General features: G+C 59.9%; 29 protein-coding genes. 14 read left to right on the top strand and 15 right to left on the bottom strand.

The genetic code is table 11. From position 1 onward, the window contains the following. Nucleotides 1-34: 34 nt before the first annotated feature. Nucleotides 35-1,051: an alpha/beta hydrolase gene (locus FF098_RS01345; RefSeq protein ID WP_155136279.1), complete on the bottom strand. Its 1,017-nt coding sequence runs from the start codon at nucleotides 1,049-1,051 to the stop codon at nucleotides 35-37. Nucleotides 1,052-1,250: 199 nt separating this feature from the next. Here FF098_RS01345 and FF098_RS01340 point away from each other — a divergent pair, with 199 nt between their 5' ends. Beyond that, nucleotides 1,251-1,430 (top strand): CsbD family protein, encoded by a 180-nt coding sequence (locus FF098_RS01340; protein ID WP_155136276.1) that lies wholly within the window; start codon nucleotides 1,251-1,253, stop codon nucleotides 1,428-1,430. Nucleotides 1,431-1,516: 86 nt separating this feature from the next. Here the strand turns inward: FF098_RS01340 and FF098_RS01335 are convergent, their stop codons facing one another. Further along, complete coding sequence (locus FF098_RS01335; RefSeq protein WP_155136273.1) at nucleotides 1,517-1,828, bottom strand: SemiSWEET family sugar transporter; 312 nt, start codon at nucleotides 1,826-1,828, stop codon at nucleotides 1,517-1,519. A gap of 395 nt (nucleotides 1,829-2,223) precedes the next feature. Here FF098_RS01335 and FF098_RS01330 point away from each other — a divergent pair, with 395 nt between their 5' ends. Continuing rightward, nucleotides 2,224-3,099, top strand: a complete 876-nt coding sequence (locus FF098_RS01330) for a 3-hydroxybutyryl-CoA dehydrogenase (RefSeq protein WP_155136270.1) — start codon at nucleotides 2,224-2,226, stop codon at nucleotides 3,097-3,099. A 12-nt stretch (nucleotides 3,100-3,111) separates the two neighbouring features. Here FF098_RS01330 and FF098_RS01325 read toward each other — a convergent pair whose 3' ends face one another. Then, nucleotides 3,112-3,519 carry a PaaI family thioesterase gene (locus tag FF098_RS01325; RefSeq protein ID WP_155136267.1) on the bottom strand — a complete coding sequence of 136 codons (408 nt, stop codon included), beginning with the start codon at nucleotides 3,517-3,519 and terminating at the stop codon, nucleotides 3,112-3,114. Nucleotides 3,520-3,687: 168 nt separating this feature from the next. Between FF098_RS01325 and FF098_RS01320 the strand changes: the two genes are divergently transcribed. Both FF098_RS01320 and FF098_RS01315 read left to right on the top strand, forming a co-directional pair. Continuing rightward, entirely contained in the window at nucleotides 3,688-4,131 is a 444-nt protein-coding gene (locus tag FF098_RS01320) for a TadE/TadG family type IV pilus assembly protein (protein ID WP_155136264.1), read from the top strand. Further along, entirely contained in the window at nucleotides 4,128-5,816 is a 1,689-nt protein-coding gene (locus FF098_RS01315) for a pilus assembly protein TadG-related protein (protein ID WP_155136261.1), read from the top strand. The genes FF098_RS01320 and FF098_RS01315 overlap by 4 nt, the downstream gene beginning before the upstream one ends. Here the strand turns inward: FF098_RS01315 and recQ are convergent, their stop codons facing one another. After that, the gene (gene recQ / locus FF098_RS01310) at nucleotides 5,817-7,664 is read right to left on the bottom strand and encodes a DNA helicase RecQ (protein WP_205967332.1); all 1,848 of its coding nucleotides are present in this window, start codon (nucleotides 7,662-7,664) and stop codon (nucleotides 5,817-5,819) included. A 178-nt stretch (nucleotides 7,665-7,842) separates the two neighbouring features. Here recQ and FF098_RS01305 point away from each other — a divergent pair, with 178 nt between their 5' ends. Both FF098_RS01305 and FF098_RS01300 read left to right on the top strand, forming a co-directional pair. After that, on the top strand, nucleotides 7,843-8,121 hold the full coding sequence (locus tag FF098_RS01305) for a TM2 domain-containing protein (protein ID WP_155136255.1): 279 nt from the start codon (nucleotides 7,843-7,845) through the stop codon (nucleotides 8,119-8,121). Nucleotides 8,122-8,173: 52 nt separating this feature from the next. Next, entirely contained in the window at nucleotides 8,174-9,160 is a 987-nt protein-coding gene (locus FF098_RS01300) for an alpha/beta fold hydrolase (RefSeq protein WP_155136252.1), read from the top strand. Here the strand turns inward: FF098_RS01300 and FF098_RS01295 are convergent. Genes FF098_RS01295 through FF098_RS01285 form a run of 3 tightly spaced genes read right to left on the bottom strand, consistent with a single transcriptional unit; the run spans nucleotide 9,157 to nucleotide 10,932 of the window. Further along, a complete protein-coding gene (locus FF098_RS01295; protein WP_155136249.1) occupies nucleotides 9,157-9,435 on the bottom strand; it encodes a hypothetical protein in 279 nt (92 codons plus the stop codon). The two genes, FF098_RS01300 and FF098_RS01295, sit on opposite strands and share 4 nt — an antisense overlap. Nucleotides 9,436-9,462: 27 nt before the next feature. Further along, nucleotides 9,463-10,581 carry a serine hydrolase domain-containing protein gene (locus FF098_RS01290; protein ID WP_155136246.1) on the bottom strand — a complete coding sequence of 373 codons (1,119 nt, stop codon included), beginning with the start codon at nucleotides 10,579-10,581 and terminating at the stop codon, nucleotides 9,463-9,465. Between the two features lie 45 nt (nucleotides 10,582-10,626). Beyond that, nucleotides 10,627-10,932 (bottom strand): hypothetical protein, encoded by a 306-nt coding sequence (locus tag FF098_RS01285; protein WP_155136243.1) that lies wholly within the window; start codon nucleotides 10,930-10,932, stop codon nucleotides 10,627-10,629. A 201-nt stretch (nucleotides 10,933-11,133) separates the two neighbouring features. Between FF098_RS01285 and FF098_RS01280 the strand changes: the two genes are divergently transcribed. From FF098_RS01280 to FF098_RS01270, 3 genes are read left to right on the top strand one after another with little or no spacing between them, the layout of a single operon-like run. After that, nucleotides 11,134-13,293, top strand: a complete 2,160-nt coding sequence (locus FF098_RS01280) for a TonB-dependent receptor (RefSeq protein ID WP_166426267.1) — start codon at nucleotides 11,134-11,136, stop codon at nucleotides 13,291-13,293. Between the two features lie 51 nt (nucleotides 13,294-13,344). Further along, nucleotides 13,345-14,484, top strand: a complete 1,140-nt coding sequence (locus tag FF098_RS01275) for a PepSY-associated TM helix domain-containing protein (RefSeq protein ID WP_155136237.1) — start codon at nucleotides 13,345-13,347, stop codon at nucleotides 14,482-14,484. After that, nucleotides 14,481-14,660, top strand: coding sequence for a hypothetical protein (locus FF098_RS01270; RefSeq protein ID WP_155136234.1), 180 nt, complete (start codon nucleotides 14,481-14,483; stop codon nucleotides 14,658-14,660). Before FF098_RS01275 ends, FF098_RS01270 begins: the two co-directional genes overlap by 4 nt. 1 nt (nucleotide 14,661) lies before the next feature. On the opposite strand, the gene FF098_RS01265 is transcribed toward FF098_RS01270, so the two are convergent. Together FF098_RS01265 and FF098_RS01260 are read right to left on the bottom strand one after the other, a co-directional pair. Next, nucleotides 14,662-16,155, bottom strand: a complete 1,494-nt coding sequence (locus FF098_RS01265) for an AMP nucleosidase (protein ID WP_155139301.1) — start codon at nucleotides 16,153-16,155, stop codon at nucleotides 14,662-14,664. Between the two features lie 45 nt (nucleotides 16,156-16,200). Beyond that, on the bottom strand, nucleotides 16,201-16,419 hold the full coding sequence (locus FF098_RS01260; protein ID WP_155136231.1) for an AMP nucleosidase: 219 nt from the start codon (nucleotides 16,417-16,419) through the stop codon (nucleotides 16,201-16,203). Between the two features lie 166 nt (nucleotides 16,420-16,585). Between FF098_RS01260 and FF098_RS01255 the strand changes: the two genes are divergently transcribed. Both FF098_RS01255 and FF098_RS01250 read left to right on the top strand, forming a co-directional pair. After that, complete coding sequence (locus tag FF098_RS01255; protein WP_155136228.1) at nucleotides 16,586-17,056, top strand: hypothetical protein; 471 nt, start codon at nucleotides 16,586-16,588, stop codon at nucleotides 17,054-17,056. 13 nt (nucleotides 17,057-17,069) lie between these two features. Beyond that, nucleotides 17,070-17,270, top strand: a complete 201-nt coding sequence (locus FF098_RS01250; protein WP_155139299.1) for a DUF2905 domain-containing protein — start codon at nucleotides 17,070-17,072, stop codon at nucleotides 17,268-17,270. A gap of 12 nt (nucleotides 17,271-17,282) precedes the next feature. On the opposite strand, the gene FF098_RS01245 is transcribed toward FF098_RS01250, so the two are convergent. Both FF098_RS01245 and FF098_RS01240 read right to left on the bottom strand, forming a co-directional pair. Beyond that, the gene (locus FF098_RS01245) at nucleotides 17,283-17,963 is read right to left on the bottom strand and encodes a 2OG-Fe(II) oxygenase (RefSeq protein WP_155136225.1); all 681 of its coding nucleotides are present in this window, start codon (nucleotides 17,961-17,963) and stop codon (nucleotides 17,283-17,285) included. Between the two features lie 73 nt (nucleotides 17,964-18,036). Continuing rightward, entirely contained in the window at nucleotides 18,037-18,531 is a 495-nt protein-coding gene (locus tag FF098_RS01240) for a DUF2937 family protein (protein WP_155136222.1), read from the bottom strand. 192 nt (nucleotides 18,532-18,723) lie between these two features. On the opposite strand from FF098_RS01240, the gene FF098_RS01235 reads away from it, so the two are divergent. Both FF098_RS01235 and FF098_RS01230 read left to right on the top strand, forming a co-directional pair. Beyond that, nucleotides 18,724-19,632 (top strand): CHAD domain-containing protein, encoded by a 909-nt coding sequence (locus FF098_RS01235; protein ID WP_155136219.1) that lies wholly within the window; start codon nucleotides 18,724-18,726, stop codon nucleotides 19,630-19,632. Nucleotides 19,633-19,669: 37 nt separating this feature from the next. After that, the gene (locus FF098_RS01230) at nucleotides 19,670-20,161 is read left to right on the top strand and encodes a GFA family protein (protein ID WP_155136216.1); all 492 of its coding nucleotides are present in this window, start codon (nucleotides 19,670-19,672) and stop codon (nucleotides 20,159-20,161) included. 42 nt (nucleotides 20,162-20,203) lie between these two features. Here the strand turns inward: FF098_RS01230 and FF098_RS01225 are convergent, their stop codons facing one another. Beyond that, nucleotides 20,204-20,452 (bottom strand): hypothetical protein, encoded by a 249-nt coding sequence (locus FF098_RS01225; RefSeq protein WP_155136213.1) that lies wholly within the window; start codon nucleotides 20,450-20,452, stop codon nucleotides 20,204-20,206. Between the two features lie 359 nt (nucleotides 20,453-20,811). Between FF098_RS01225 and FF098_RS01220 the strand changes: the two genes are divergently transcribed. Continuing rightward, nucleotides 20,812-21,060, top strand: coding sequence for a hypothetical protein (locus FF098_RS01220; RefSeq protein ID WP_155136210.1), 249 nt, complete (start codon nucleotides 20,812-20,814; stop codon nucleotides 21,058-21,060). A gap of 33 nt (nucleotides 21,061-21,093) precedes the next feature. Here FF098_RS01220 and FF098_RS01215 read toward each other — a convergent pair whose 3' ends face one another. The 3 genes from FF098_RS01215 to FF098_RS01205 form a co-directional block, all read right to left on the bottom strand. Then, nucleotides 21,094-22,380: a serine hydrolase domain-containing protein gene (locus tag FF098_RS01215; protein WP_166426266.1), complete on the bottom strand. Its 1,287-nt coding sequence runs from the start codon at nucleotides 22,378-22,380 to the stop codon at nucleotides 21,094-21,096. Nucleotides 22,381-22,420: 40 nt separating this feature from the next. Then, nucleotides 22,421-22,969 carry a hypothetical protein gene (locus tag FF098_RS01210; RefSeq protein ID WP_155136204.1) on the bottom strand — a complete coding sequence of 183 codons (549 nt, stop codon included), beginning with the start codon at nucleotides 22,967-22,969 and terminating at the stop codon, nucleotides 22,421-22,423. 75 nt (nucleotides 22,970-23,044) lie between these two features. Continuing rightward, nucleotides 23,045-23,779: a hypothetical protein gene (locus FF098_RS01205; protein WP_155136201.1), complete on the bottom strand. Its 735-nt coding sequence runs from the start codon at nucleotides 23,777-23,779 to the stop codon at nucleotides 23,045-23,047. Nucleotides 23,780-23,987 lie beyond the last annotated feature (208 nt).

Genomic DNA, 23,987 nt, shown 5'->3' with positions numbered 1-23,987 from the left:
TATCGGGGCGGCTTTATTCTTCCGTAAGCTGATATTAGAAACGCTCCATCCAGACAGACACCCTGTCCATGACCGCCGGATCGTTTATCAGCCCACCATGGGTTTGTCCCGGCACAACCACTGTTTCACCATCGCTGTTTGCCGACACGATTGGCTCGTAAGCCGAGGCGATGAAGGTGTCGTCATTCTCTCCCACCAGAACCAGCAGCGGTACATCTATGGCTGCAAGGGCCACAAACGTATCTGCAGGCGCGATCGGCTGGCCCGACATCACTGACGAGAAGGAATAAGCCGGCATTTCCGGGGGCGCATTGAAGTACAGCACCGGCTTGTCGTTGAGGGCGCTGACGCCGACACTGTCAAACATGATCAGGCCAATGAAGCGCTTCAGCTCGAAATGGACGATTGCCCGCACGAAAGCCCGTGTCTGTTCATCCATCGCTGCCGGATCAGCCTGCGTTGGCCCCTCACCGAAATTCGGCGCGAACAGCAGATACGCATCGGGCGCAACGGCATCATCCAGCAGAGCATGGCGCAACATGACCCCGCCACCCATGGAATGTCCGGCGAGGATGATCCGTTCATCCGGATTATCCTTTCGCAGTTGGGCAACCATGTCGGCAACGTCATCCTCATACTGACCGATATAGTCTACTGTATATCGATCCCCGCCGGACTGCCCTACGCCGCGCATGTCCGGTGTGATCACCCGGGCCCTAGTTGCTGCGTGCAACAGCCCTGCAGCATTATTCAGATAGGTCGAATCCGCCGCGACGCCGTGCAGGAAAACGATAGTCGTGCCAGTAGATGGACCGTAAACACGCGTGAAGAGATGCTCGCCATCGCGGGCGGAAAAAACCCGCTCCTCAAATGGTTTATCAAGGGTCATCACCGTACCGCCCGCCTGCTGCATACCGCGCCAGCTTGCCTCGTCCATAGGGTAATCGGCGAAAGGGTCATCGCCAGGCGAAAAGACCAGCCATGACGCCAGCCCGAAATAAATTGCCGCAAGACCCGCGACAATGCCCAAACCAATCTTCAGTGCTTTCATGAGAGTTCTCCCTTGCTATGGTTTATCATGTAAACCTGTTTACAGGCTGCGCAAGACTTAAGAACATGAATGTTTTCAAGCTTATGTAAAATCAGGGAAAATTCCGTGATTACCCACTCCGTCAAAGTCGATAGACGCAACTCTGGCGCCGCCATCGTGTTGGTAAAGCAAGGGAGCGAGGCGATGAAAGGAGATCGACATGACTGACGAACAACACATCAAGGGTGAAGCCAAGAAAATGGAAGGCCGCGCCAAGGACGCCGCAGGCGCCGCGACCGACAACGCAGAGCTTCAGGCCGAAGGCAAGAAAGACAAGGTCGAGGGCGAAGCTCGCAAGGCCGCCGGTGACGTGAAAGACGCGGCCGACGACGATAAGTAAGTCTGCGTCTCGCATTGCAAAAAAAAGCCGCCCTTGAAGGGCGGCTTTTTACTGTCAGAATTACTTTCCCTGAAGCCTGGGTGTTCCTAGAGTCTGGGCAAAGGCGAGAACAGTACGTTGCGAGCGCGTCCCGCCCAGTCGCGCGGCAACAGGCTGTTGACCTTGAGAAACAGGATCAGCCCGGCCAGCAACAGGGTGACGGCATTGGCAATGATCACCGGCAGAGAGCCGATGAACAGGCCATAGATGAACCAGGTCAGCACACCTGTGGTGAACATGATGTACATAACCAGTGAGATTGCACCGGTTTCCTTGGTCCGAAGGACCTGAATAGCTTGAGGGGCGAAAGAGGCCGTCGTCAGAACGGCGGCGAGCATTCCGATAAGTTCAATTGTCATACTCTGCTCCTGTTTTGCTGCGTTGCAGCATTCAATTTATAGATACAGCGTATGGGTGTGGTTGGCAAGGGGTCCCCGGCCAATCCGCCATGAATTATTCATGGCGGTACCGGTGTCATGGGCAGTCATTCGGGATGACTTAGTAAAAGCCGGCCAGAATGACAGCGACGGACAAGAGGCCAACAGTGCCTGCAATGATGAACAGGCTGGTCAGCACACCGGCAAAAGGATGAAATTGCTTCATTTTTTCCATAGTGCACCTCACGAAAGATATATGTGTATCGAGGCACCTTCGCGCAATATGCCAAGTGGCAGAAACGGCCACACACAGCTGAGAGTTATGCTTTGCTGCACCGCAATAAGGTGTTATCGTCCGGCAAAAATCGGAGAAAAAAATGCAAATCAACAAAATCGGGGTGATTGGCGCAGGTCAGATGGGTAATGGCATCGCACACGTCTTCAGCCTTGCCGGCTATGACGTGACGATCAGCGACATCAACGAAGACCAGCTTCAAAAGGCGCTGAAGACCATCGAAAAGAACATGGGCCGCCAGGTCGCCAAGGAGCAGATCTCGGAAAGCGACATGACGACCGCCCTGGGGCGCATCGACACGACGACGGGCCTTGATGGCCTCGGCGATTGCGACCTGGTGATCGAGGCTGCGACCGAAAACGCCGAGCTGAAGAAGAAAATCTTCCGCGATTTGTGCGCCCACCTCAAAAAAGATGCGCTGATCGCCACGAACACCTCCTCTATTTCCATCACGGCGCTCGCTGCCGTTACCGACCGGCCGGAGAAATTCATCGGGCTTCACTTCATGAACCCGGTCCCGCTGATGAAGCTGGTCGAGGTCATCCGCGGCATCGCCACCAACCGCGAGACGTTCGAGGCGGGCAAGGCACTGGTCGACAAGCTCGGCAAGACAATGGCGATCTCGGAAGACTTCCCGGCCTTCATCGTCAACCGCATCCTGATGCCGATGATCAACGAGGCGATTTACACGCTGTATGAAGGCGTCGGCACCGTGAACGCGATCGACACCGGCATGAAGCTCGGCACCAATCACCCCATGGGCCCGCTGGAGCTGGCGGACTTCATCGGCCTAGATACCTGCCTGTCAATCATGCAGGTGCTATATGAAGGGCTCGCCGATTCCAAATACCGGCCCTGCCCGCTGCTGGTGAAATATGTCGAGGCCGGCTGGCTCGGCCGCAAGACCGGCCGCGGCTTCTATGACTATTCCGGTGAGACACCTGTTGCGACAAGGTAGTCTTATTACTGATCATTGACGGAAGCGCTTGATCACCCCGTTGAAGGTGATCAGCTCTTCCGTGCCGTCCTTCACCGAACCCTCGACGAAGATGATGCTCGAGCCTTCGCGCACGATGCGCCCCTCGCAATGGATGAAGCGGCCCACCCTGCCTGGCTGAAGGTAGTTCAGGTTCAGCGACAATGTCGCCCCATTCATCAGGTCGCGCCCGTCTGCGGCAATCACGAACAGGCCGATATCGGCGAGCGTCGCCAGGGCCCCGCCATGGACGACGCCATTATTGTTGGCATGACGCGCCTCGGCCACGAAGCCCAGCCCGACAGGCTCGCTACGGCGATAAAACGGGCCGACCTCGTTGGCAAAATCGGATGTCAGCTGTACCCTTTCCCAGCCGGCGGGGATCACAATTTTCTTTGTCATATTAGTCGCTTAGGGCGGTTTCGCGGGAAAGACCAGCACCTGACGCAGCATGCCCACGACACTGATCGATAAAATTTTTGGAAAATTGTTTACAGGACTTCAATACGATAACTCTACCTTTGGTTGTATAGCGAGAATAGCGCTACCTGATTCTTTGAGGAGAGAGGCATGGGTATGCATCCAGGGAGGGCTCGCCACGTCAGCTTCAGAAATGACGAAAATGGCGTTGCGGCAGTAGAATTTGCGATCATCGCCAATGTCTTCATCCTGTTACTGACGGGTTTGTGCGGGTTCGGAATCTATCTGAGCGCTTCACATTCCATGCAACAGCTTGCGGCAGAGGCAGCACGCAGCGCCGTCGGCGGGATCGACCAGGCCGAACAGGAAGGACTGGCCCGGACGCATATCGCAGCGAAGGCAAATGATCACCCATTCCTCAAGGCTGAGCATATCGCGACAACGGTCACGCATCCGGACAGTTCGGTCATAACGATCACTGTCAGCTATGATACGAGCCATCTTCCTGTGCTGAACATGCTGACAGGCCTGAGCCTGCCACAAGGCACGATGACCGCGACCAGCTCTGTCAGGGTCGGGAGCATCGCACCATGAAACATTCACACGCCATCTTTCGGGAAACCGGTGGCAATGTTGCCATTTTCACCGGCATCATCCTGCCCGTCGCCGTCATGTTCTGCGGCCTCGTACTTGACCAGGGCTCGATGAACGTCCAGCAGCGCAAGCTGCAGAACGCCACCGACATGGCCGCCATTTCAGGCGCTTCGGCCATAACGCAGGCAGAACAGGTCGCCCTTGCATCACTGGCGGATAATGGCATCACTCTTTCCTCGCTGGACGATCCGGACGCGCCTGAACAGGAACAGGAGAAAATCGCGGCCAACGTTACGGTCGAAAGAGGACAGTATCTCGAAGATGCCCTGCTCTCCGTGAGCGAACGCTTTACCGCCGGACGGCAACCCTATAACGCCGTTCGGGTCAGTGTTAATGACACGATGAAAGCGCATTTCAATCCACTCGACAGAGAGCCGCAACGCGTCACCAAGACAGCAACGGCAGCCATCAGGCCGGCCGTCGCCTACTCGGTCGGATCGCGTCTTGCCAGCCTTGATGGCGGAATTGCCAATGACTTGCTCGGTGCACTGACTGGGAGCGATATCGACCTGACGGTCATGGACTACAACGCCCTCACGTCGGCAGATGTCGATCTGTTGGGCTTTCTTGATGCCCTTGCGAGAGAAGTGAATATCACCGCAGGAACCTATCAAGATGTGTTGCAGACCGATATTACCCAGCAACAGCTCATGTCTGCCCTGAAGGCCGTCAGCTCAGGCGGCGCATGGACGGCGCTGGGCAAGCTGGGCCAGGACGTGTCAGGGTCATCACAAACATTCAGCCTGGACAGCATTATCGATCTGGGGTCCTTTGCACGCTCCCCGATCAATGTTAGGGCCCTGACCGCAAAGATTGGTGTCATGGAGTTGCTTTCTGTAAGCGCCATGGCCGCCAACGGGACAAGGCAGGTTGAGGTTGATCTTGATACAGACTTGCCCGGCCTTGCAGGCATCACCCTTGACCTTGCCATTGGCAGCCCGATGGAAAGCGGGACATGGATGAGCCTCGGCCCATCGGGCACCACCCTCAGGACAGCACAGACGCGGTTGCGCCTGCTGGTTTCAATTGGCGACGACAGCCTGCCCGAGGGCAGCCTCGTCTCATTGCCATTATATCTTGAACTTGCATCCGCAGAGGCCGGGATAAGCAGCGCCAGCTGCGCCTATCGCGACCCGTCCCGCAGCAGCGCAACGATCGCCGCCCGCCCGGGCATCGCGCAGGTCTGGATCGGCACGACAAATGACAGCGACTTCACTGACTTCAGCAGCGACATGTCACCCGCCAAGGCGACACTCCTCAACCTGACATTGGCCCGCGTGAAGGCTCGCGCACATGCAGAAATGGCCAACAGCCAACCGCAAAACCTGTATTTTTCGGCCTCCGACATCAGCCAAGGCACAATAAAGACTGCCCAAACGAATCAGTACACAGAGTTGTTATTGCAATCACTGCTGGATGATCTTGAAATCGACATCGAAGCTCTGGGGCTGGGTCTTTCAGTGCCTGGCGGCCTGGGCAGTATTGTCAGCGAAGTCCTGGGGGATGTTACACCCTCCCTCGACACGTTGCTGTCTTCCGTCCTGCAAACACTTGGCGTCGGGCTGGGCGAAGCGGATGTCCGCGTCCACGTCGTTCACTGCACACTGGCAGAGCTTGTCCAGTAATCAGCTTCCGCTTGCGCAATAGTCCGCGATGACCTTGATGAAGTCTTCGGCATAGGCATCAGCCTTCTTGTCTCCCACGCCGAAAACCTCGTTGAAGTCATCGCGGGCGAGCGGTTTCTTCTGGGCCATGTCGATCAGCGTGCGATCAGAGAAGATAACATAGGCGGGGACCGATTTGACCCGCGCAAGCTCCAGGCGTTTCTTCTTCAACGCAGACAACAGCTTGGCATCAACCTGCCCCTCAGCCAGAGGCGTCTTGCTGCGTCCGCCACCGGCCTGCGCCAGGTCATCCTGGCGGAAGGAAACCTCCAGCGCCCCTGCCAGCACCTGTCGACCTCTCGCAGTCAGCTGCAGCGAGCCGAACTCTCCGCCCACGGCGTAAAGTCCGTCAGCATACATCTGCCGGAAAAGGGAGCGCCATTGCTTGTCGGTGCGGCCCTTGCCCGCGCCATGGGTATCGAGCCGGTCATGACCGGCATTGCGCACCTTTTCCGTATCCGCCCCGCGCAGGATAGCGACGATATGGGTCTGGCCATATACCTCACCGGTGGCAAGGATTGTCTCCAGCGCCAGCTTCGCCTCAGCCGTGCCATCGGCCATGACGGGCGGCGTGCGGCAGATATCGCACTTGCCGCATGGGTCGTCGCGCATATCGCCAAAGTAGGAGAGCAAAACATTCCGGCGACAGGTCACCGCTTCGCAGAAGGCGGCCAGTGCATCGAGGCGATGACGTTCGACCCGCTTGACATCTTCAACGGCACCGGACTCGTCGATCATCGTGCGGCGCAGGCGAAGGTCATTATATCCATACAGAAGGATCGCTTCCGCCGGCTCCCCATCGCGCCCGGCCCGGCCAATTTCCTGATAGTAGGCTTCCATCGACGCCGGCAGGTTCATGTGGATGACATAGCGGATATCCGGCTTGTCGATGCCCATGCCGAACGCAACCGTGGCACAGATGACGAGATCATCTTCTGTCAGGAACCGGTTCAACCGCTCGGCCCGGTCGTAATCCTCCAGCCCCGCATGATAGGCGAGCGCATTGTGTCCGGCAGCGCGAAGGGACTCAGCCGCCTGTTCCGCGCCTTTGCGCGACAGGCAATAGACGATGCCCTGATCGCCCTCGCGCATCTTGACCAGCGTTTCCAGTCGCTTCGCGCTAGAACGCTTTTCCTCGACCGTGATCGCGATGTTCGGGCGATCGAAGCCTTGCACATATTGCCGGGCCTGACCGTGAAAGATACGCCTGACGATATCGCCGCGCGTTGCCTCGTCGGCAGTTGCCGTAAAGGCAGCGAGCGGCACTCCCGGGAACTGGGTCTTCAAATCGGCAAGGCCGAGATAGTCCTTGCGGAAATCATGTCCCCACTGGCTGATGCAGTGGGCTTCGTCGATGACAAACATGGACACAGGCATATTCCCCAGCGCTTGCCGCATGCGCGGGGTCAGCAACCGCTCCGGCGACATGTAGAGCAGCTTGATCTCGCCCGATGCGACGCCTTGCCAGTCAGCGACATTTTCGGCCCGGCTGCGGCCTGAATGGATCATCCCCGCCGGAATGCCGGACGCCTTCATCAGGGCGACCTGGTTTTCCATTAGGGCAATGAGGGGCGAGATGATGACAGCGAACCCGTCCTTCATCATCGCAGGCAGCTGGAAGCAGAGCGACTTTCCTGCGCCGGTCGGCATCACGGCGAGCACATCCTCGCCGCGCAGCAGCGACTCAATGACTGGCTCCTGCCCGTCACGGAAGGACGAAAAGCCGAACAGGTGCTGCAGCATCTCGTGCTTGTCACCGAGCGCTGCTTTCTCCTCGAAACCTGACTGTGCCGCCGCCGTGTCAGCCACGAAACCCGCTTCCATCCATACCATTACACCCAGGATGCACCATGGCGTGCTTCGCCCCTATGGCCAATGGCCGCCGAGGAACCGTAAGGCATGGTTTTCCACAATAGACGCGGCCTTGCGTGGCCAGTCCGCCATTCCTATTTAAGATGAAGAGGGCGATTTTGCAGGAACGGGAACCATGGTGCTCGACACTCAGGATCGTATTTACATCGAACAGCGCGTAACCAACGACGCCCCTTCGCCGGTCGTCGCCTATCTGCTGTGGATTTTCGGCTGGTGGATTTCAGCCCACAGGTTCTATCTGGGCAAATGGGGCACGGCCCTGTTGCAGATCGCCAGCTATTTCATTTTCATCGGTTTTGTCTGGGTTCTGCTCGACGCATACCTGATCACCCTGATCATCAGGCAGCGCCGGGATCGGATCCGTGACCATGTCGCCGGAGGCCTCGCCGCCTAGATACTGCTGAGACTTGTTGATTTTGCGGGCCCGAGGCAACAGATTCGGATCCATGAGCGATATTCCAGCCTATTACTCAGGCCCCGATTTTCCCGACGCCCGGTTCGTGACCGCGGGCGATGTCACTTTCGCCGTCTATGAGGATGGACCGGAGGATGGCCGCCCCATCCTGCTGCTGCATGGCTGGCCGGAGCTTGCCTATTCATGGAAGCTGGTGATGCCGGAGCTGGCTGCAGCAGGTTATCGCGCCATTGCGATCGACATGAAAGGGTTCGGGCGCTCGTCCCGCCCTGATGACGCCTCACCCTACAGCGCAGACGTCATGACCGACGACCTTGCCCGGCTGATCCCGGCGCTGGGGTATGACAAAGTCATTCTTTGCGGCCATGACTGGGGCGGGGCGCTGGTCTGGCCCATGGCCTACCGCCACCCGGACCTGATCGAAGGTGTGGTCGGCATCTGCACACCCCATGTGCCGCGAGCGCCGATCCCGCCACTGACAATTTATCGCAAACGCGGCACCGACCGGCATTACATGGTGCAGTTCCAGGATGCAGACCTGCCCGACCGCGTCTTTGGCGGCAAGGAAGACCTGTTCACGCAATTCATCTTCTCCGTCACGCCGCCACGCAGCGTCTGGCCGAAGGTCCTGCCGCAGGCCCTGTTCCTGCCGGACCGGTTCGAGAAATTTACGGGCAATCCGGACGAAAAACTGATCATGGGCGCCGGAGACCGCGCCGTCTTTGCCCGTACCTATGCACAGACAGGCCATCGCACGCCGACCCATGTCTATCGCAATATCGACCGCAACTGGGAGATTACCGAGGGTGTCGACCTTACGGTGAGCCAGCCCTGCCTGATGCTGATGGCGGAGCTGGACATGATGCTGCCGCCGGAACTGGCTGACGCGATGGATGGTCTGTGTCCAGATCTTGAAAAGCAGCTGCTGCCAGACACTGGCCACTGGGCGATGTGGGAGAACCCTGACGCCGTCAACCACTCCATACTCGACTGGCTGGAGCGGCGCTTCCCGGCCTAGGCAGAATATCCGTCTATACGCCGGGCCAGGCTATCCACCGCCTGTTTGGCGGCATAAGGCCCAACGCCTGAAACCTCGCGCACGCGCTTGATCGCCTCGATCTTGCGGCCATTGCGCAGAAGCATCTGCAATTCAAATTCCAGATCCGGCGTGATGGCACCCTTCGCCTGATCGATATCCGCCTGCACAAGGGCGGGGTCCTTCTTTTCCGCTGTCAGGAAAAGCAGGACGATCAAGGCGATGACCGTACCGACACCTAGAAAGAACATACCCATGGCATTTCTCCTGTCCGTGCCAGCGTGTCAGAGACTTTCGTATAAAGCATTAATGAGGCTGATCGCGCGCGGGTCGGCAACAAGATGCGGCGACATCCTGTTTGGCACATAGGCGAAGCTGACGCGGTTGATCGGATCGGCGAACACGCAGGAGCCGCCAAACCCGTAGTGCCCGCGCGCCGCCGCTTCCGGGCCATATGCGCCTTCGGTATTGCACATAAGCCCGGCAGCCCAGGTCAGGTCGAAGGGCAGGACGAGATCATCGCCGGTAATGCGCGGCTTTACCGCCTGCTCTAAAACCTCTTCGGAGAATAGTCGTTCACCCTCGAACTCACCCTTCATCGCAAAGGTACTCATCAACCGGGCAAGCGAGGCGGCATCCGCGTGCATGTTGGAGGCCGGCATTTCCGCTTTTGCCCAGTCCTCGCGAGACACACCGCCGGGCGATGCCCAGCGCGTCAGGAAGGCGGCTTTCTTGTATTCATTCATCTCGCCCAGTACAGGGGCGGAGGTCGGCTTGGTCATGTGCGAGGCAAGCGGGATTTCTTCATCGCTCAGCCCACAGAACACCTTGATGCCATGGGGCTCGTAAAAATCCTCGCGCAGGGTCTGCCCGACCGTACGGCCGGTGACACGGCGCAGCACCTCGCCGGCGATGAAACCAACCGTCTGCGGATGATAGCCATTGGCCGTGCCCGGTTCCCACATCGGTGTGGCAGCGGCGATCTTCGCGCACAGCCCGTCCCAGTCGAGCCACAGGGCGGGGTCCATTTCCTCGGCAAACCCCGGAATACCGCTCTGGTGCGACAGGGCCTGCGCCAGCGTGATCTCGCCCTTCCCCTCGGCGGCGAATTCCGGCCAGTAGCTGGCAACAGACGCATCATAGTCGAGACGGCCGGCGCTGACCTCCCGCGCTATCAGCAGCGCGACCACCGCCTTGCCGGAGGAATAGATCGTGACGATCGTCTCCGGCGTCCAGCTTTCGGTCTTCTTTCGATCCTGCCAGCCGCCGGACAGGTTGACGACAAGCTCGCCCTCCACGGTCACGGCGACGCCGCCGCCGAGATCCTCGCCGCTTTCCAGGTTTTCTTCGAATACGTCGCGGACGCGCTCGAAACGCGGGTTCGCTCTACCGTTCAATTGCATCAGGTTTCCTGATTGTTTGCCTTGGATAGAGGTAGGGCCAGTACCTTACGGAGCAAGGGCGCAAGACAAGGCCGAGGCGGTCGCCGCAGCGATGACGCGCGGGTTGTCGATCCGCTTCAGCGAGCCGAGCGCTGCCTGGCTGTTATTCGCGCGGGTCAGGCGGGAGACGTGCCATGCCAGTTCCTGCAGGTCACCGCCATCAAGCCGGTCTTCCAGCTGGTCGGCCATGCAGACCGAAATGTTTTCCGAGAAGCCGATCCGCTGCAGATCGTTGCGCAGGGAGTTTTTTGCGACGGTGGTGCAGCCGGTGATGATGAAGGCGGCGGTGATGGCAAGAATGGCAAGGCGCATGGGTGTTCTCCTCCAGAATCTATCGGCTTCACTATAGCCATTAACCGCGATTAGGCCAGCAACTCCGGCTGTTGCCATGAAGAAACACGCGAGCCTCAACCTTCAAAAAACCATGACGCAGCTATTGCATTCCCGCGCCGTTTCTGCGAATAGCTCGCATTATCATTCTCAGTTTTGATTCCAGTTTCAGGGGTACCCTCAGTGAAATCCTTTATCTCCTCCGTCTCCGCCATCGCCCTGCTCGCTGCGACACTGCCAGCCAATGCGCAGGATAGCGCCACCGATGAGGACGAGGACATCATCGTCGTCACCGGCGGCTCGCAGGTCGACCTGACCGGCGAATATGCCGGCGACCAGGTCGCCCGGGGCGGTCGCGCCGGCCTGCTTGGCAATCTCGACTATATGGACGCGCCCTATGCCGGCACGGCCTATACCGAGCAGTTGATCAAGGACCAGCAGGCAAAAAGCGTCGGCGATGTGCTGCAGAACGACCCGGTCGTGCGCGTGGCCAAGGGTTTCGGCAACTTCCAGGAGCTCTATGTTATCCGCGGCTTCCCGGTCTATTCCGACGACATGACCTATAACGGTGTCTACGGCATCCTGCCGCGCCAGTATGTGGCCGCTGAACTGCTGGAGCGGGTCGAGGTCTTCCGCGGCGCCAACTCCTTCCTCAATGGCGCGGCACCCGGCGGGTCGGGTGTCGGCGGTGCCTTCAACCTTGTGCCCAAGCGCGCCGGAGAGGAACCATTGAACCGCTACACCGTCGGTGTCGAAAATGCAGGCCAGTTCTATGGCGCGGCTGACATCGCCCGCCGTTTCGGCGAGGGCGACGCCTTCGGCGTAAGGGTCAACGCCGTGCGCCGCGATGGGGAGACCTCGATCGAGGATCAGGAGCGCGAGCTATCCGTCCTGTCGCTGGGCACGGATTATCGCACCGACGATCTGCGCCTGACCTTCGACCTCGGCTGGCAGGACCATCACATCGACGCACCGCGCCCGCAGGTCACGCCGCTGGGCGACATCCCCGAGGCACCTGATGCCGATACAAACTATGCGCAAGACTGGACCTATACGGATGAAGAGCAGCTTTTCGGCGTCGTGCGCGGCGAATATGACCTGAACGATTTCGTCACTGTCTGGGCTGCCGCCGGTGGTCGCCATGGCGAGGAAGCCAATGTGCTCGCCAATCCCAGCGCCGCAGCGGACGGCACGACGAGCGCCTATCGCTTCGACAACACCCGCGAGGACGATGTCTTCTCCGCCGATGCCGGGATCCGCGCAGACTTTGCGACCGGCCCGGTCGGCCACCGCCTGATCGCGTCGGCCTCCGCCATCCAGCTTGAGTCGAAGAACGCCTATGCCTTCTCCAGCTTTGCCGGGTTCGCAGGCGATCTCTACGACCCGTTCGCGGTCGATGCGCCGGCAGCCGATTTCTTCATCGGCGGCGAGCTTTCCGATCCGGGCAAGACGGAAGAAGTCGACAACTCTTCCTTCGCCCTTGTCGACATGATGACTTTCCTAGACGGCAAGGTTATCGCCACCATCGGTCTACGCAACCAGAATATCGAGACGGCCTCGTTCGACTACAACACCGGCGATGAGCTGTCCCGCTATGAGGACAGCGCGACGACACCTGCCTTCGGGCTCGTTTACAAACCCTCGGAAACGATCTCCGTGTACGGTAACTATTCGGAAAGCCTGCAGCCGGGTGCACTCGCACCCGCCTCCTCCGGCGGCACGCCGATCGATAATGCCGGGGATATCCTCGAGCCCTATCGCGGCGAGCAGGTAGAGGTCGGCATCAAATATGATGGCGGCAATTTCGGCGGTACGCTCAGCGCGTTCACCCTGTCCAAGCCAAACGCCATCGTCATCGACAATGTGTTTACCGCGTCGGGCGAGCAGGAAAACTCAGGGCTTGAGCTGTCTGTCTTTGGCGAGCCGACGGAAGGCCTGCGCCTGCTCGGCGGGGCGACCTTCATCGATGCCGAACTGTCCGAAACGCAAGGCGGCCTAAACGAAGGCAATGAACCGATCGGCGTGCCGGAACTGCAGGCAAACGTAAACGTCGAATGGGACGTACCCGCCCTGCCCGGCCTGACGCTAGATGGCCGCGTCATCTATACCGGCGAGCAATTTGTGAACGAGGGCAACACGACCGAGCTCGACGCATGGACGCGTCTCGACCTCGGTGCCCGCTATGCCCTCACCGTCAGCGGCAAGGACGTGACCCTGCGCGCACGTACCGAGAACGTCACCGATGACAGCTACTGGGCCTCGACCGGCGGCTTCCCCGGCGCGAACTACCTCGTCCAGGCCGCGCCTCGCACCTTCGTGCTCTCCGCCACGCTGGACATGTAGACACACCCCGGTTAAGGGCGGCGGTCAATTTCCGCCGCCCGACAGGATGATATGAAACCCGCCACGATCCGTCTCTGGTCAGCGATCCATAAATGGACGAGCCTCATCCCGACGCTCTTCCTGTTGATGCTGTGCATCACCGGCCTGCCGCTCATCTTCCATGACGAGATCGACGATGCGCTGAACCCGGACGAATGGCAGGCTGCAAATCCGGGCGGGCCTCTTCTGGATCTCGATACCATTCTCGACCGGGCGCTGGCGAACCGACCCGGCGAAGTGCCGCTCTATATGAGCTTCGACATCGACCGGCCTGTGATCAACGTAACGACCGGGCCAACGCCCGATGCCCCCGGCACGCAGATGCATTTCGCCAGTTTCGATGCGACCAGCGGTGACCTCGTGCCGCCGAAGAGCGGCGGCGCGTTCATGGAAGTCATCCTGCAGCTGCATACGGACATGTTTCTCGGTCTGCCGGGCATGCTCTTCCTCGGCGCGATGGGCGCCCTGATGATCGTCGCCATCATCTCCGGCGTCGTTCTGTACACGCCCTTCATGCGCAAACTCGGTTTCGGCACGGTTCGGGCGAGCCGCAAGCCGCGGATCAAATGGCTCGACTATCACAACCTGCTCGGCATCGTCACGGTCGCCTGGCTGACCGTCGTTGGCCTGACCGGCGTCATCAACACGCTGGAAGCGCCGATCATCGACACATGGAAGTATAACGAACTGGCCGACCTGACGGCGGGTTACGAGGAAGGCACGGTGCCGACACCCGCAGAGATGGCCTCCCTCGATGCCGCCGTGCGAGATGCGCAGGACGCAGCACCCGGCATGCAGCTGCAATTCGTCGCCTTTCCCGGCGGTGACTTCTCGACCAGCCAACACTTCGCGGTCTTCTTCCATGGCGATACGCCGCTGACGGAGCAAATCATCACCCCGGCGCTGATCGATGCCCGCACGGGAGCGCTTGCCGGTATCCGCCCGATGCCGTGGTATGCCAAGGCTCTGTCGCTCTCCCGTCCCCTGCATTTTGGCGATTATGGCGGGCTGCCGCTGAAAATTCTCTGGTTCGTGCTCGACGTGATGACGATCATCGTGCTCGGCAGCGGCATCTATCTGTGGCTGACCCGGCGCAAGAGCGTGCCGGCGGAAGTGAAAGAGCTCCGCGAGATCGAAGGGAAAACAGCATGAGAAAACGCCTGTCCCTGCGCGCCATCTTCGCCATCCCCCTCTTCATAGCGGTCACGAGCCTGATCGGGCTGGTCACGGCACTGGTCGGCAACGATCTGTGGGACGCCCTGTCCTGGCTGACCCTCGGCTTGCCGGTGGCCATAACCATCTGGGCCCTGATGAAGCGGCGGGTTTAACCTACCTGAAAGGTGGTTCCTCGAAACTGCGCAGCTTGCGCGAGTGCAGCGCGTCAGCACCGTCACGGCGAAGGCTTTCCAGTGCCTCGATACCGATGAGCATGTGCTCGGAGATCGCCCGCTCGTAGAAGCGGTTGGCCGCGCCCGGCAGCTTGATCTCGCCATGCAGCGGCTTGTCTGACACACACAAGAGCGTGCCATAGGGCACTCGGAAGCGATAGCCATTGGCGGCAAGCGTCGCGCTTTCCATGTCGACCGCGATGGCGCGGGACTGGTTGAAGCGCTGGGCTTCCTCTGTGAAGCGAAGCTCCCAGTTGCGGTCGTCATTCGTCACGACCGTGCCGGTGCGCATGCGCGCCTTCAGCTCCGCCCCCCTGTCGCCGGTCACGACACCGGCGGCGCGTTGCAGCGCCTGCTGGATCTCCGCAATCGGCGGGACCGGGATTTCCGGCGGCAGATCCTGGTCCAGCACGCCGTCATAGCGCAGATAGGCGTGGGCGAGGACATAGTCGCCAAGGCGCTGGGAATGGCGCAAGCCACCGCAATGGCCGATCATGATCCAGCATTGCGGACGCAGTACGGCGAGGTGGTCGGTGATCGTCTTGGCGTTGGACGGGCCGACGCCGATATTGACGAGGCTGATACCGCTGCCATCCTTTGCTTTCAGGTGATAGGCTGGCATCTGGTGGCGACGCCATGGTGCGGCGGCAACGATCTCCTCGGCATTTTCCGTCTCGGCGGTAACGCGCACATTGCCGGGCGCAACAAATTCCGTGTAGTGATTATCCTGCCGCAGCTTCTCGACGCCGATGCCGACGAACTCGTCCATATAGCGCTGATAGTTGGTGAACAGGATGAATTGCTGCACGTCCTCCGGATCTGTCCCGGTGTAATGTTTCAGACGCTGCAGCGAGTAATCGGTGCGCAGCGCAGAGAAGAGCGATAGCGGCTTGACGCGGTCGGCCTGCCCGGCACTGCCGAGCGCGACGGCGGGCATCCAGTCGCCATTGGGGATCTTGTCATCGATCACGGCAAGGTCCGGCACCGGGAAGATGCGGGCAAGCACGGAGGGCGGCACCTCGTCCGTATCGACACCGCGGCCGCTTTCCAGAACGTATGGATACGGAATTTCCGCATCGGCAATACCGACTTCCATCCTGAAATCGTACTCTTCCAGCAGCAGCCCGATCTGCTCTTTCAGATAGGCGGCATAAAGCGTCGGCCTCGTGATATCGGCGACATAGATGCCCGGCGTGTCGAACTTGCCAAACGCGCGGGAGAATGGCGGGACCGGCCCGTCCGGGCGATAGGTCATGCGCAGGCGCGGATAGGCAAAGGAGCCTTTCTTGCGGGCCTCGGCATCGGGCAGGTCGCCATCGTCGAGATAGGCATCGAAGGCAACCCTGAGGTTTCCGGCACTCGCTTCATAAACCTCGGTAATCGCGTCGAGCGCTTCCTGAGGCGTTGAAACCGCGCGCCAGTCGCCGCGCTTCAAGGGGAGTTTTACCGGTGCTGCCAAAATCTTTGTCCTGTTCTCTGGTTAGTCTGCGTCCTTGCGCACGAAGGTGACAGCGAAAAGCGGTTCGCCATCGAACATGTCCTTCGGCGGCTCATGCCCCTCGATGATCTGGAAATGGCGCGGGGTGATCGTGCCTTCCATGCGATAGCCGCGCTCGGCCATCTTGCCCCGGTGGAATTCCAGCGCCGCGGCGGTGAACTCACGCGCCAGGATGGTAATGCGTTGCGGATCCGTTGCCATGGATCACTCTCCCGTTTTGCCCGTCATCCGGCTGCTCCCTGCCGGGTTCTCGTCAGTATCGCTTTTCTCCCCCGGCTGGCAACACTTTGCGCCATCTACGGTTGGCAAAAGTGAACCGCGCGGCCTGCGATCCTGTTGCCAGAGAAAGACCAAGGGAGAAGACATCATGAAAAGGCTTATCCTGAGTACCTCAGCCCTGTGCCTGATGGCTGCCTGCGACGACGCCGCCAATCGGGAAATTGCAGTATCCGACCCTGCTGCCGAAGAAGACCTCGGCTCGGACGTCAGCCCGGATCGCCCGGACTTCAAACCCGGCTCGAAACGCGCGGCAGACGGCCAGGTGGACTTCACCGCCATCGGCCAGGAACCGGGCTGGATCCTGGAGCTGACCGCCGGGCAGGATGTCACCATCGAATGGCAGTATGCGACAAAGTCCGCTACCTTCCCGTTCGAACAGACGGACGACATGGAAGGCCCGCTCGACCTCTCTATGCAGTCCGGCAGCGACACGCTGGAGCTGACCGTCATCCGCGAAGACTGCATGGACCCGATGAATGGCAGCGAATATGCCTATTCCGTCACGGCGGTCATCAATAGCGAAAGGCTGCGGGGCTGTGGTGAATGGCTGACCGAGTGATCATATAATGGTCATGCAGAAATTGCTGATCATTGCCGGGATCGCCCTGGTGCTTGCCGGGTTTTTATGGCCGTGGTTGTCCCGTCTCGGCCTGGGGCGCCTGCCCGGCGACATCATCTTTCGCGGCGAGACTACGCAAATCTATTTCCCGATCGTCACCTGCCTGATTCTCAGCGCCGTCCTGTCCCTCGCCTTCTGGCTGTTTAACAGATAGCTGGAGCCGACTTTACAGGCGATCGGCGAGGCCCGAGCCCTGCAGAGCCGGTGTCGCGATCAGGTCATTGCAGCGGAACCAGCCAGCGATGGACGCACGCGGCCTGTTTGCGACTGTCACCTCATGGGGCACTTCCTCGGACAGGAAGACGGCAAAAGTCGCCATGGTCGGAACGACCTCATGCAGGACTGTTTCCTCATCCTCGCCAAATAACCGCAACAGGCCGCCATCGGCGCGCTGCCAGTCCTCGTTCAGATAAAGCACGGTCGAGACCAGCCGATTGCGCGCGCCGACGAAAGAGTCGCGGTGCATCTTGTAAAAGCCGCCTGCCTCGTAGAGCGCAAAATGCGCCTCATAGCGGAACAGGCCAAGCATAAGGCGGCGGTTCAGCTCGACCCGCAGCTTTTCCGCAAAGGCCAGGTAAGCTTTCTGGGCGACACTTTGCCCATCGAGCCAGAGGATGCGGTCGCGGCGGATCGAGCGGGCGAGCTGGAAATCGTCCGACCTGCCGATACCGGCGGGGGCCAGCGATTCCTCATCGCGGTGCCCAGCCAATTCTTGCCTGAGCGCGCCCATCAGCCGCTTACGCATGGAGAGTGAGCGCACTGACCAGCCCTGACGGACGAGCTCGTCGCACAGGCCCGCCACATCGAAGGGCAGGATGTCGGTCTCGATTGTCGGTGCGTGGCTCATTGTCGGTCACTCTTCGTGAAGTGACGCGCCAATAGGACCAGCCAGGGTTTCTGTCTACTGCTATCGGTATGGATCAGGCTTCGGCGCGGCGGCGGAAAGGCGCAGTGATGAGCGCCCAAATGCCAGAGAAGATCGCCCAGAACCCGGCAAGGCCGCCACCGGCATAGGCGGCACCATCGGCAGTCGTCGGCACGGCGGGCTTGAACTCTTCCATCACCGAGTCGACGACATTCTCGCGATAGGTCCGCGCCAGCAGGATCGGGCGTTCATAATCGGAGGTAGCACGCAGCTCTTCCAGATGGGCACTGAGGTCAAGATAGTCGCGCACCGTCACTTCGTAGCCGTCGCACAGGGCATCGAGCAGCCCCTCGGCATCGGTGCATTCGCGCAGGGCCTGTTCACGGGTATATCCATAACGGGCGATACCGGCGTCGAACTCTTCGACCAGTTCCTTCAACTGGGCGACGCGGCCCGACAGGTCCTGCATATATTGCAGCGTGAAACCCGGTGCCTGCGAGCCCAGAAGGCCGCCGGCGATGCCGATAACGAGTGCGAGAAACTTACCCATAGATACAACACCCCAGTTCAGACCCGATGACGGGCCCGCAAATCCCCAGTTTGACCCCCAAAGCCGCCCGTTCAGAGAACGACCGCTCTCTATCCTCACATCATAAGCGGAAAAAAGGCAACTGCCGAATAGTTTTCTCGGGCGCTGCCATCAGGCAGCATTCGGGAACGCGCCGGGGTCCCTGCGTGTCATATGCCTATGAGTTATCACCTGAAACTAAAGGATAAATCGGTCCAGAAGGGCGTCAGGCGGCTGGCCAAAAGCCAGCTCGTCAAGGCCCTGAAGGAAATCGACGATGGCTCGATTCCATCAGGAAAGACCATCCACCAGGTGCGCAAGCGCTGCAAGAAACTGCGCGGGCTGATCCGGCTGGTGCGGCCCTGTTTCAAGAAATACTCAAAGGAAAACAAGGCCTTCCGCGATGCCGCCCGCGACCTTTCAGCCGCCCGCGATGCAGAGGTGATGGTCGAGACGCTGGACAGGCTGGAGGCCGCCTATGCTGACCAGTTGCAGCATGACGCCGTCCTGCCCCTGCGTGATGAGCTGATCGAGCTGCTGTCGGACACGACAGAAGACGATGTGATCGAGGACAGGCTCGCCGATTTCCGCTTCATCATGAGCGAGGCGCTCGACCGCTCGCACGACTGGAAGGTGAAGGAAGACGGGTTCGAGGCGCTGGCTGGCGGTCTCACCAAAACCTATCGCCGGGCGCAGAAGGCGCTGGCCGCAGCCGAGGACGACCCTTCCCCCGCCGCGTGGCACGAGTGGCGCAAGCGGGTGAAATATCACTGGTACCATGCCCGCCTGTTGCGCGAGATCTGGCCCGATATGGTGAACACACGTCGCGACCTGGCTGATCGCCTGAGCGACCTGCTCGGCGATCACCATGACCTCTCCGTGTTCGAGCGCCGGATGGGCGAGTGGGATACAATCAAGAAAGACCCGCGCCTCGGCGACCTTTTGCTCGGGGCAATCAAGGCAAGGCAGGATGAGTTACTGGAGGAAGCCCTGCCGCTTGGCCGGCGGTTGTTTGCGGAGGATGCCGACGCCCTGCAGGAGCGCTGGCAGCTCTATTGGACTGAATGGCGCAGCGCCGCCTGAAACAATACCGCAACCGCAAACACCGAAAGGAATTCCCATGCCCATGCATCTTGAAGGCTCTTGCCGTTGCGGCGCTGTTCGCTTCAGCGTCGACAGCCACACACCCGTTCCCTATCAGCGTTGCTATTGCCGCATATGCCGCAAGACGGCGGGTGGTGGTGGCTATGCCATCAATCTGGGTGCCGACAACCGGACAATGAAGATCGACGGCAAGGAAAGCCTGTCCGTATACCACGCCGCAATAGACCGCGACGGCACCTGCGAGACAAGTTCGGGCGAACGGAATTTCTGTTCGAAATGCGCCAGCGCCATATGGATGTATGACCCGAACTGGCCGGACCTGATCCACCCCTTCGCCTCTGCCATGGATACGGACCTGCCAGAGCCGCCGGAAAGCGTACATCTGATGCTGAAGTTCAAGGCAAATTGGGTGGTTCCGCAACTGGGCGAAAACGATCAGTGTTTCGATCTTTATCCGGAAGAAAGCCTTGAGCAATGGCACAAGGCACGAGGAATGTGGGTGGAGTAGCCGCTCTCCAGAACGACAGCAGGCCACCCCTTGCAAGACTTGCTAACTGGCGTCGCCAGCCTTTTCACTGCACAGCAGCGCTTCCTTGCTGGCAGCCAGGCGGGCAACAGGCAACAGGGCCATGATGACGCCCGTCGCAGCGATAGCGGCGAGAATGATTTCAGGCATGGGCCCGACAGCGGCAAGACCGACCCAGGACAATACCAGCCAGACGATCAGTGCCGTCACGATGGCCGCCTCGATCCCGACCAGCGCGAGCATCGGCGCCAAGGGAGACAAACAGAATTTCATAAAGACCTCTCTGAATATGGCCGGAATGTGGTGGCATCAGGCCAGCTCCGCAAGGGGCGGACAGTTGCCATACAAACAAATAATTGTGACTGGCTGAGGATCACATTCAGGTGATTTGATGGCTGTAAACTTCTTCAACCGTCATCACTTGATTCTACGAACGCGAACTTGCCTGTTCAGTTCCTCCTCCGCCTTATGATTAGCGTCCCGTTACAACACAGAAAGCGTTGAGTTTGTGCAACAGGGGCTTCTTTTGGCCCCATCATGGCCATCTGGCGCAGTTTTTGCGGAACCGAATCACCCCCGCGAGCCTTAGGCACGTAACCTTGTAACAATCGCGACTTATCGGAGACTGACAGATGGTAGAGACATCCATCGACGAATATCGCCGCGCCCGCTATGGAGCGCGCCAGTTGAGCGCAGCTCCTGCCGCCGAAGACGTAACCGCTTTCGTCCTGACACGGATCATACGGGCGATGAGCGTCCCAATGCTGGCTGTTGCCGCGCTCGCCGGCCTGATGGTATTCGGGGGCATGAGCCTCGCCGTCGCCCTGCTTTTCGTCTTGCTTGTCGGCCTGCCGACAAGCTGGTTCATCTGGCGGCTCTAGAACGGACTGGCGGTTCGCACCGCAAGCCCCGACCTAGCGGTCAATCTGTTCCAGTTGATCGTAGATTGCATCCCGTACGACATCGTTGACGTCATTGCCGGCCGCCGGGCGGTTATGAACCTGGCTCATGACGAGGCCGATCAGCTCGCGCTCTGTATCGATCCAGAAATAGGTACCTTCGTAGCCACCGCCGGTCCACACCCCGTCGTTCACACCGAGATTATATCCATTGTAGTTTTCCTCGCTCACGATCTGTGTATGCGGCGAGGTCAGACCCTCAATGGTGATTTCATCGAGAATTCTTGTCTCCCCCACGGCGCCACGCCCAAGAAGCATGTGCAGGAAATCGGCATAGGCGGCGGTCGTACCGATCATACCCTCGCCGCCGAGATAGAGCGGCACGTCCGGGTCATAGCCCTGCGGCGGTGTGCGATAGATGTCCAGCGCTGCCGGGTCGGTGACTTTCAGCTCACCGCCATTGCCGGTGAAACGTGGCAGCATCTCCTCGCCTTCTGGCAGGCCATAGCGCAGGGTTTCGATACCGAGCGGCCCGGTGATCCGCTCCCGGACGATCTCCTGCAATGACTGGCCCGCCGCCCGCTCCATGACGAGACCGAGGACCGTCGTGTTCATGCCGTAATAATAGCCCTCGCCCGGCTGGCGGATCAGCGGCAGGGCGGCAAGATCGGCGATCAGCTCGTCGCTGTTCTGTGCTGCGCCGATTTCCTGTTCGCCCATTACGGCATTGAGGCATTCGGTTGGCTGGAAGGTGTAGTAAAACCCGCCTTTATGGTTCAGCAGGTCGCGTACGGTCATGACGGTTTCGACCGGCACCGTCGGCAACGGGCACGGCATGGTCTGCAATGTCTCGCGCACGGCCTCGTCACCCCAGGCCTGCCCGGCCATCTCGGCGAGGTTCTCGCCATTCGGGCCGGTCGCCACGGTGAGGTCCGAAAACTCCGGAATATAGTCCGTTACCGGATCATCGAATTTCAGCAGGCCATCCTCGATCATGTCGAGCGCGGCGGAAATGGTGATGATCTTGCTCATCGACCAGACGCGCAGCCAGGTGTCGCCATCGACCGGCTGGCTGACGAGATCGCTGTTCCGCGCCGAATGCTCATAGACGACATCACCGCTCGCATCTTCCAGCCTGACATAGAGGAAGGGCAGCGAGCCATTGTCGACGTAACCATCGACGACCGCATCGACAGCGCTGTCGTCTGGCAGCTGCCAGCTTTTCTCCTGTGCGAGAGCAGGTGTCGCAGCGAATGACAGGGCGGCGATGAGCGCAAGGCGCGATGGCGTGAGCAGTGTCATGTTTCTTCCCTCTGTATGATTTTCAGGCAGCCTAGCGCGTTTAGTCCTCTTCTGCCATCGGCTCATCCAGCCATGCCTGACAAGCCGCCGCCGCGCCATCCGACGGCTCTTCGACCTTGCCGAGGGTGAGCAGCTGCATGTCGGCGCTGTCGGTGACCTCGATCTCGAAAAAGCCCTCAAGGTTCAGGAACAGGATGCCCATGGAATAGGCCTCGATCGCGTCTTCCTCGACGCCGACGAAGCGCACATAGGTCGGCGCGACCGCACGCTCGGCCCAGTTGACCGTCGGGAACGGGAAGGTGACATCCGACAGCGGCTTGTCGAAAATCTCCGTCGAGTCATAGAGCGGATAGGCCTCGAGGATCTCGTAATTCTCGCGCACGCTTTCGGAGAACTCCCACGTCGCGCCGATATAGACGGTCTCGCCCGCCTGCTGGGTGTACCAGCTGTGCTCGGTCGTGGAGTTGTAGCCGGTCATCAGCACGGTATCCGACGTGGATGGCACCGGGCACTCCTGTGCGGAGGCATTGGTGACGGCGGCGACGAGCGATGCGGTGAGTGCGGCGATGGCAGTGCGTTTGGTGAGCATGGATGGGTCCCCTCTCTTTGGGCCAGCATAGCAAGGGAGAGGTGTATGTCACGCAACACTCCCTTCAGGCCGGCCTCAATCCTCCCGCGAAAGACCATGCAGGTCGAGATCTTTCATCCCCAGATGCAGGAAGTCCATCGCCACATCGAGAGACCCGCAGGCTTTGTCCCTGTCAGCCTCCACGAAGAGGGCGTTCACCTGATCGGTGATCATCTGCCCCGCTGGCAGGACGTGGTCGTAGTCTTTGCAGTTCTCGTAGATGACCGAATAGAGACCACTGGAATTCCAGAAAAGATATTTCGGTTCGACACGCTGGCCCGCCTGCGACGACCGGTCGATGACCAATGCCGAAACGGCCGGTTTCAGGGCCCGGCCCAGCGCATCGCGCACGAGATGGTCCCATGCCTCGCCGATGAAAATATAGGCGTGGTCGGAGATATCCTCCGCACCGAAACCATGTTCGGCAAGCAGATGATTGAGCGCGGACCGAACCTTGCCGGTAAGGGTCCAGCGATCGTCCCAATTTCCCTTGGCGGTATCGATGCCCAGAGCGTCCACATCTTTCGAACGGCTCAGGATGATGTTGAGGAATGGCACAACGAGGACTGTACCGTCAGCCAGTTGGCGCGCGCAGTGCGATTTCCGCGCCCTGCGAAACTGCCACGCCCCGACATTGAGCCCGAACCGGGCCAGCATGGCGTCGATCGCGGCATGGAGTGATGAGCCGGGGGCGATATCGGATCGCTCAGCCAGCCTGTCACGTAGCGCCTGCACGGCGTCAACGCCGATCTCGATGATAGTGGTCGCCATATCCCCTCTCCGTTCTGGCCGGGGCAGCATAGCAAGGGTGGAGCGCTTGTCACGTAGGATCGGCGCGTAGAGCCGGCTTGGTGTTGCGCCTTCGGCGGGATGACACGGAAGGCAGCACTAAGCGCACCGTCAGAGTTCACTGCGGTGTTTAAACGATCCGTCTTCGCCCTGCGGGCTTCGACGCAATAAAGGGGGCCCGTGGAAGCGG

The organism is Aquisalinus luteolus (genome assembly GCF_009712425.2).
Classification (GTDB): Bacteria; Pseudomonadota; Alphaproteobacteria; order Caulobacterales; family Parvularculaceae; genus Aquisalinus; species Aquisalinus luteolus.
The sequence above is the reverse complement of the archived record's forward strand: the minus strand, read 5'-3'. Positions and strand labels throughout refer to the sequence as shown.

What these genes read in the sequence shown, in the direction of transcription:
- FF098_RS01205 (WP_155136201.1), bottom strand. Translation starts at nt 23,779, where the DNA reads ATGGCGACCACTATCATCGAGATCGGCGTTGACGCCGTGCAGGCGCTA.
- FF098_RS01210 (WP_155136204.1), bottom strand. Translation starts at nt 22,969, where the DNA reads ATGCTCACCAAACGCACTGCCATCGCCGCACTCACCGCATCGCTCGTC.
- FF098_RS01285 (WP_155136243.1), bottom strand. Translation starts at nt 10,932, where the DNA reads ATGCGCCTTGCCATTCTTGCCATCACCGCCGCCTTCATCATCACCGGC.
- FF098_RS01330 (WP_155136270.1), top strand. Translation starts at nt 2,224, where the DNA reads ATGCAAATCAACAAAATCGGGGTGATTGGCGCAGGTCAGATGGGTAAT.
- FF098_RS01320 (WP_155136264.1), top strand. Translation starts at nt 3,688, where the DNA reads ATGGGTATGCATCCAGGGAGGGCTCGCCACGTCAGCTTCAGAAATGAC.
- FF098_RS01260 (WP_155136231.1), bottom strand. Translation starts at nt 16,419, where the DNA reads ATGGCAACGGATCCGCAACGCATTACCATCCTGGCGCGTGAGTTCACC.
- FF098_RS01340 (WP_155136276.1), top strand. Translation starts at nt 1,251, where the DNA reads ATGACTGACGAACAACACATCAAGGGTGAAGCCAAGAAAATGGAAGGC.
- FF098_RS01240 (WP_155136222.1), bottom strand. Translation starts at nt 18,531, where the DNA reads ATGGGTAAGTTTCTCGCACTCGTTATCGGCATCGCCGGCGGCCTTCTG.
- FF098_RS01225 (WP_155136213.1), bottom strand. Translation starts at nt 20,452, where the DNA reads ATGAAATTCTGTTTGTCTCCCTTGGCGCCGATGCTCGCGCTGGTCGGG.
- FF098_RS01215 (WP_166426266.1), bottom strand. Translation starts at nt 22,380, where the DNA reads ATGACACTGCTCACGCCATCGCGCCTTGCGCTCATCGCCGCCCTGTCA.
- FF098_RS01220 (WP_155136210.1), top strand. Translation starts at nt 20,812, where the DNA reads ATGGTAGAGACATCCATCGACGAATATCGCCGCGCCCGCTATGGAGCG.
- FF098_RS01270 (WP_155136234.1), top strand. Translation starts at nt 14,481, where the DNA reads ATGAGAAAACGCCTGTCCCTGCGCGCCATCTTCGCCATCCCCCTCTTC.
- FF098_RS01315 (WP_155136261.1), top strand. Translation starts at nt 4,128, where the DNA reads ATGAAACATTCACACGCCATCTTTCGGGAAACCGGTGGCAATGTTGCC.
- FF098_RS01235 (WP_155136219.1), top strand. Translation starts at nt 18,724, where the DNA reads ATGCCTATGAGTTATCACCTGAAACTAAAGGATAAATCGGTCCAGAAG.
- FF098_RS01305 (WP_155136255.1), top strand. Translation starts at nt 7,843, where the DNA reads ATGGTGCTCGACACTCAGGATCGTATTTACATCGAACAGCGCGTAACC.
- FF098_RS01275 (WP_155136237.1), top strand. Translation starts at nt 13,345, where the DNA reads ATGAAACCCGCCACGATCCGTCTCTGGTCAGCGATCCATAAATGGACG.
- FF098_RS01290 (WP_155136246.1), bottom strand. Translation starts at nt 10,581, where the DNA reads ATGCAATTGAACGGTAGAGCGAACCCGCGTTTCGAGCGCGTCCGCGAC.
- FF098_RS01250 (WP_155139299.1), top strand. Translation starts at nt 17,070, where the DNA reads ATGCAGAAATTGCTGATCATTGCCGGGATCGCCCTGGTGCTTGCCGGG.
- FF098_RS01255 (WP_155136228.1), top strand. Translation starts at nt 16,586, where the DNA reads ATGAAAAGGCTTATCCTGAGTACCTCAGCCCTGTGCCTGATGGCTGCC.
- FF098_RS01230 (WP_155136216.1), top strand. Translation starts at nt 19,670, where the DNA reads ATGCCCATGCATCTTGAAGGCTCTTGCCGTTGCGGCGCTGTTCGCTTC.
- FF098_RS01325 (WP_155136267.1), bottom strand. Translation starts at nt 3,519, where the DNA reads ATGACAAAGAAAATTGTGATCCCCGCCGGCTGGGAAAGGGTACAGCTG.
- FF098_RS01300 (WP_155136252.1), top strand. Translation starts at nt 8,174, where the DNA reads ATGAGCGATATTCCAGCCTATTACTCAGGCCCCGATTTTCCCGACGCC.
- FF098_RS01345 (WP_155136279.1), bottom strand. Translation starts at nt 1,051, where the DNA reads ATGAAAGCACTGAAGATTGGTTTGGGCATTGTCGCGGGTCTTGCGGCA.
- FF098_RS01295 (WP_155136249.1), bottom strand. Translation starts at nt 9,435, where the DNA reads ATGGGTATGTTCTTTCTAGGTGTCGGTACGGTCATCGCCTTGATCGTC.
- FF098_RS01335 (WP_155136273.1), bottom strand. Translation starts at nt 1,828, where the DNA reads ATGACAATTGAACTTATCGGAATGCTCGCCGCCGTTCTGACGACGGCC.
- FF098_RS01245 (WP_155136225.1), bottom strand. Translation starts at nt 17,963, where the DNA reads ATGAGCCACGCACCGACAATCGAGACCGACATCCTGCCCTTCGATGTG.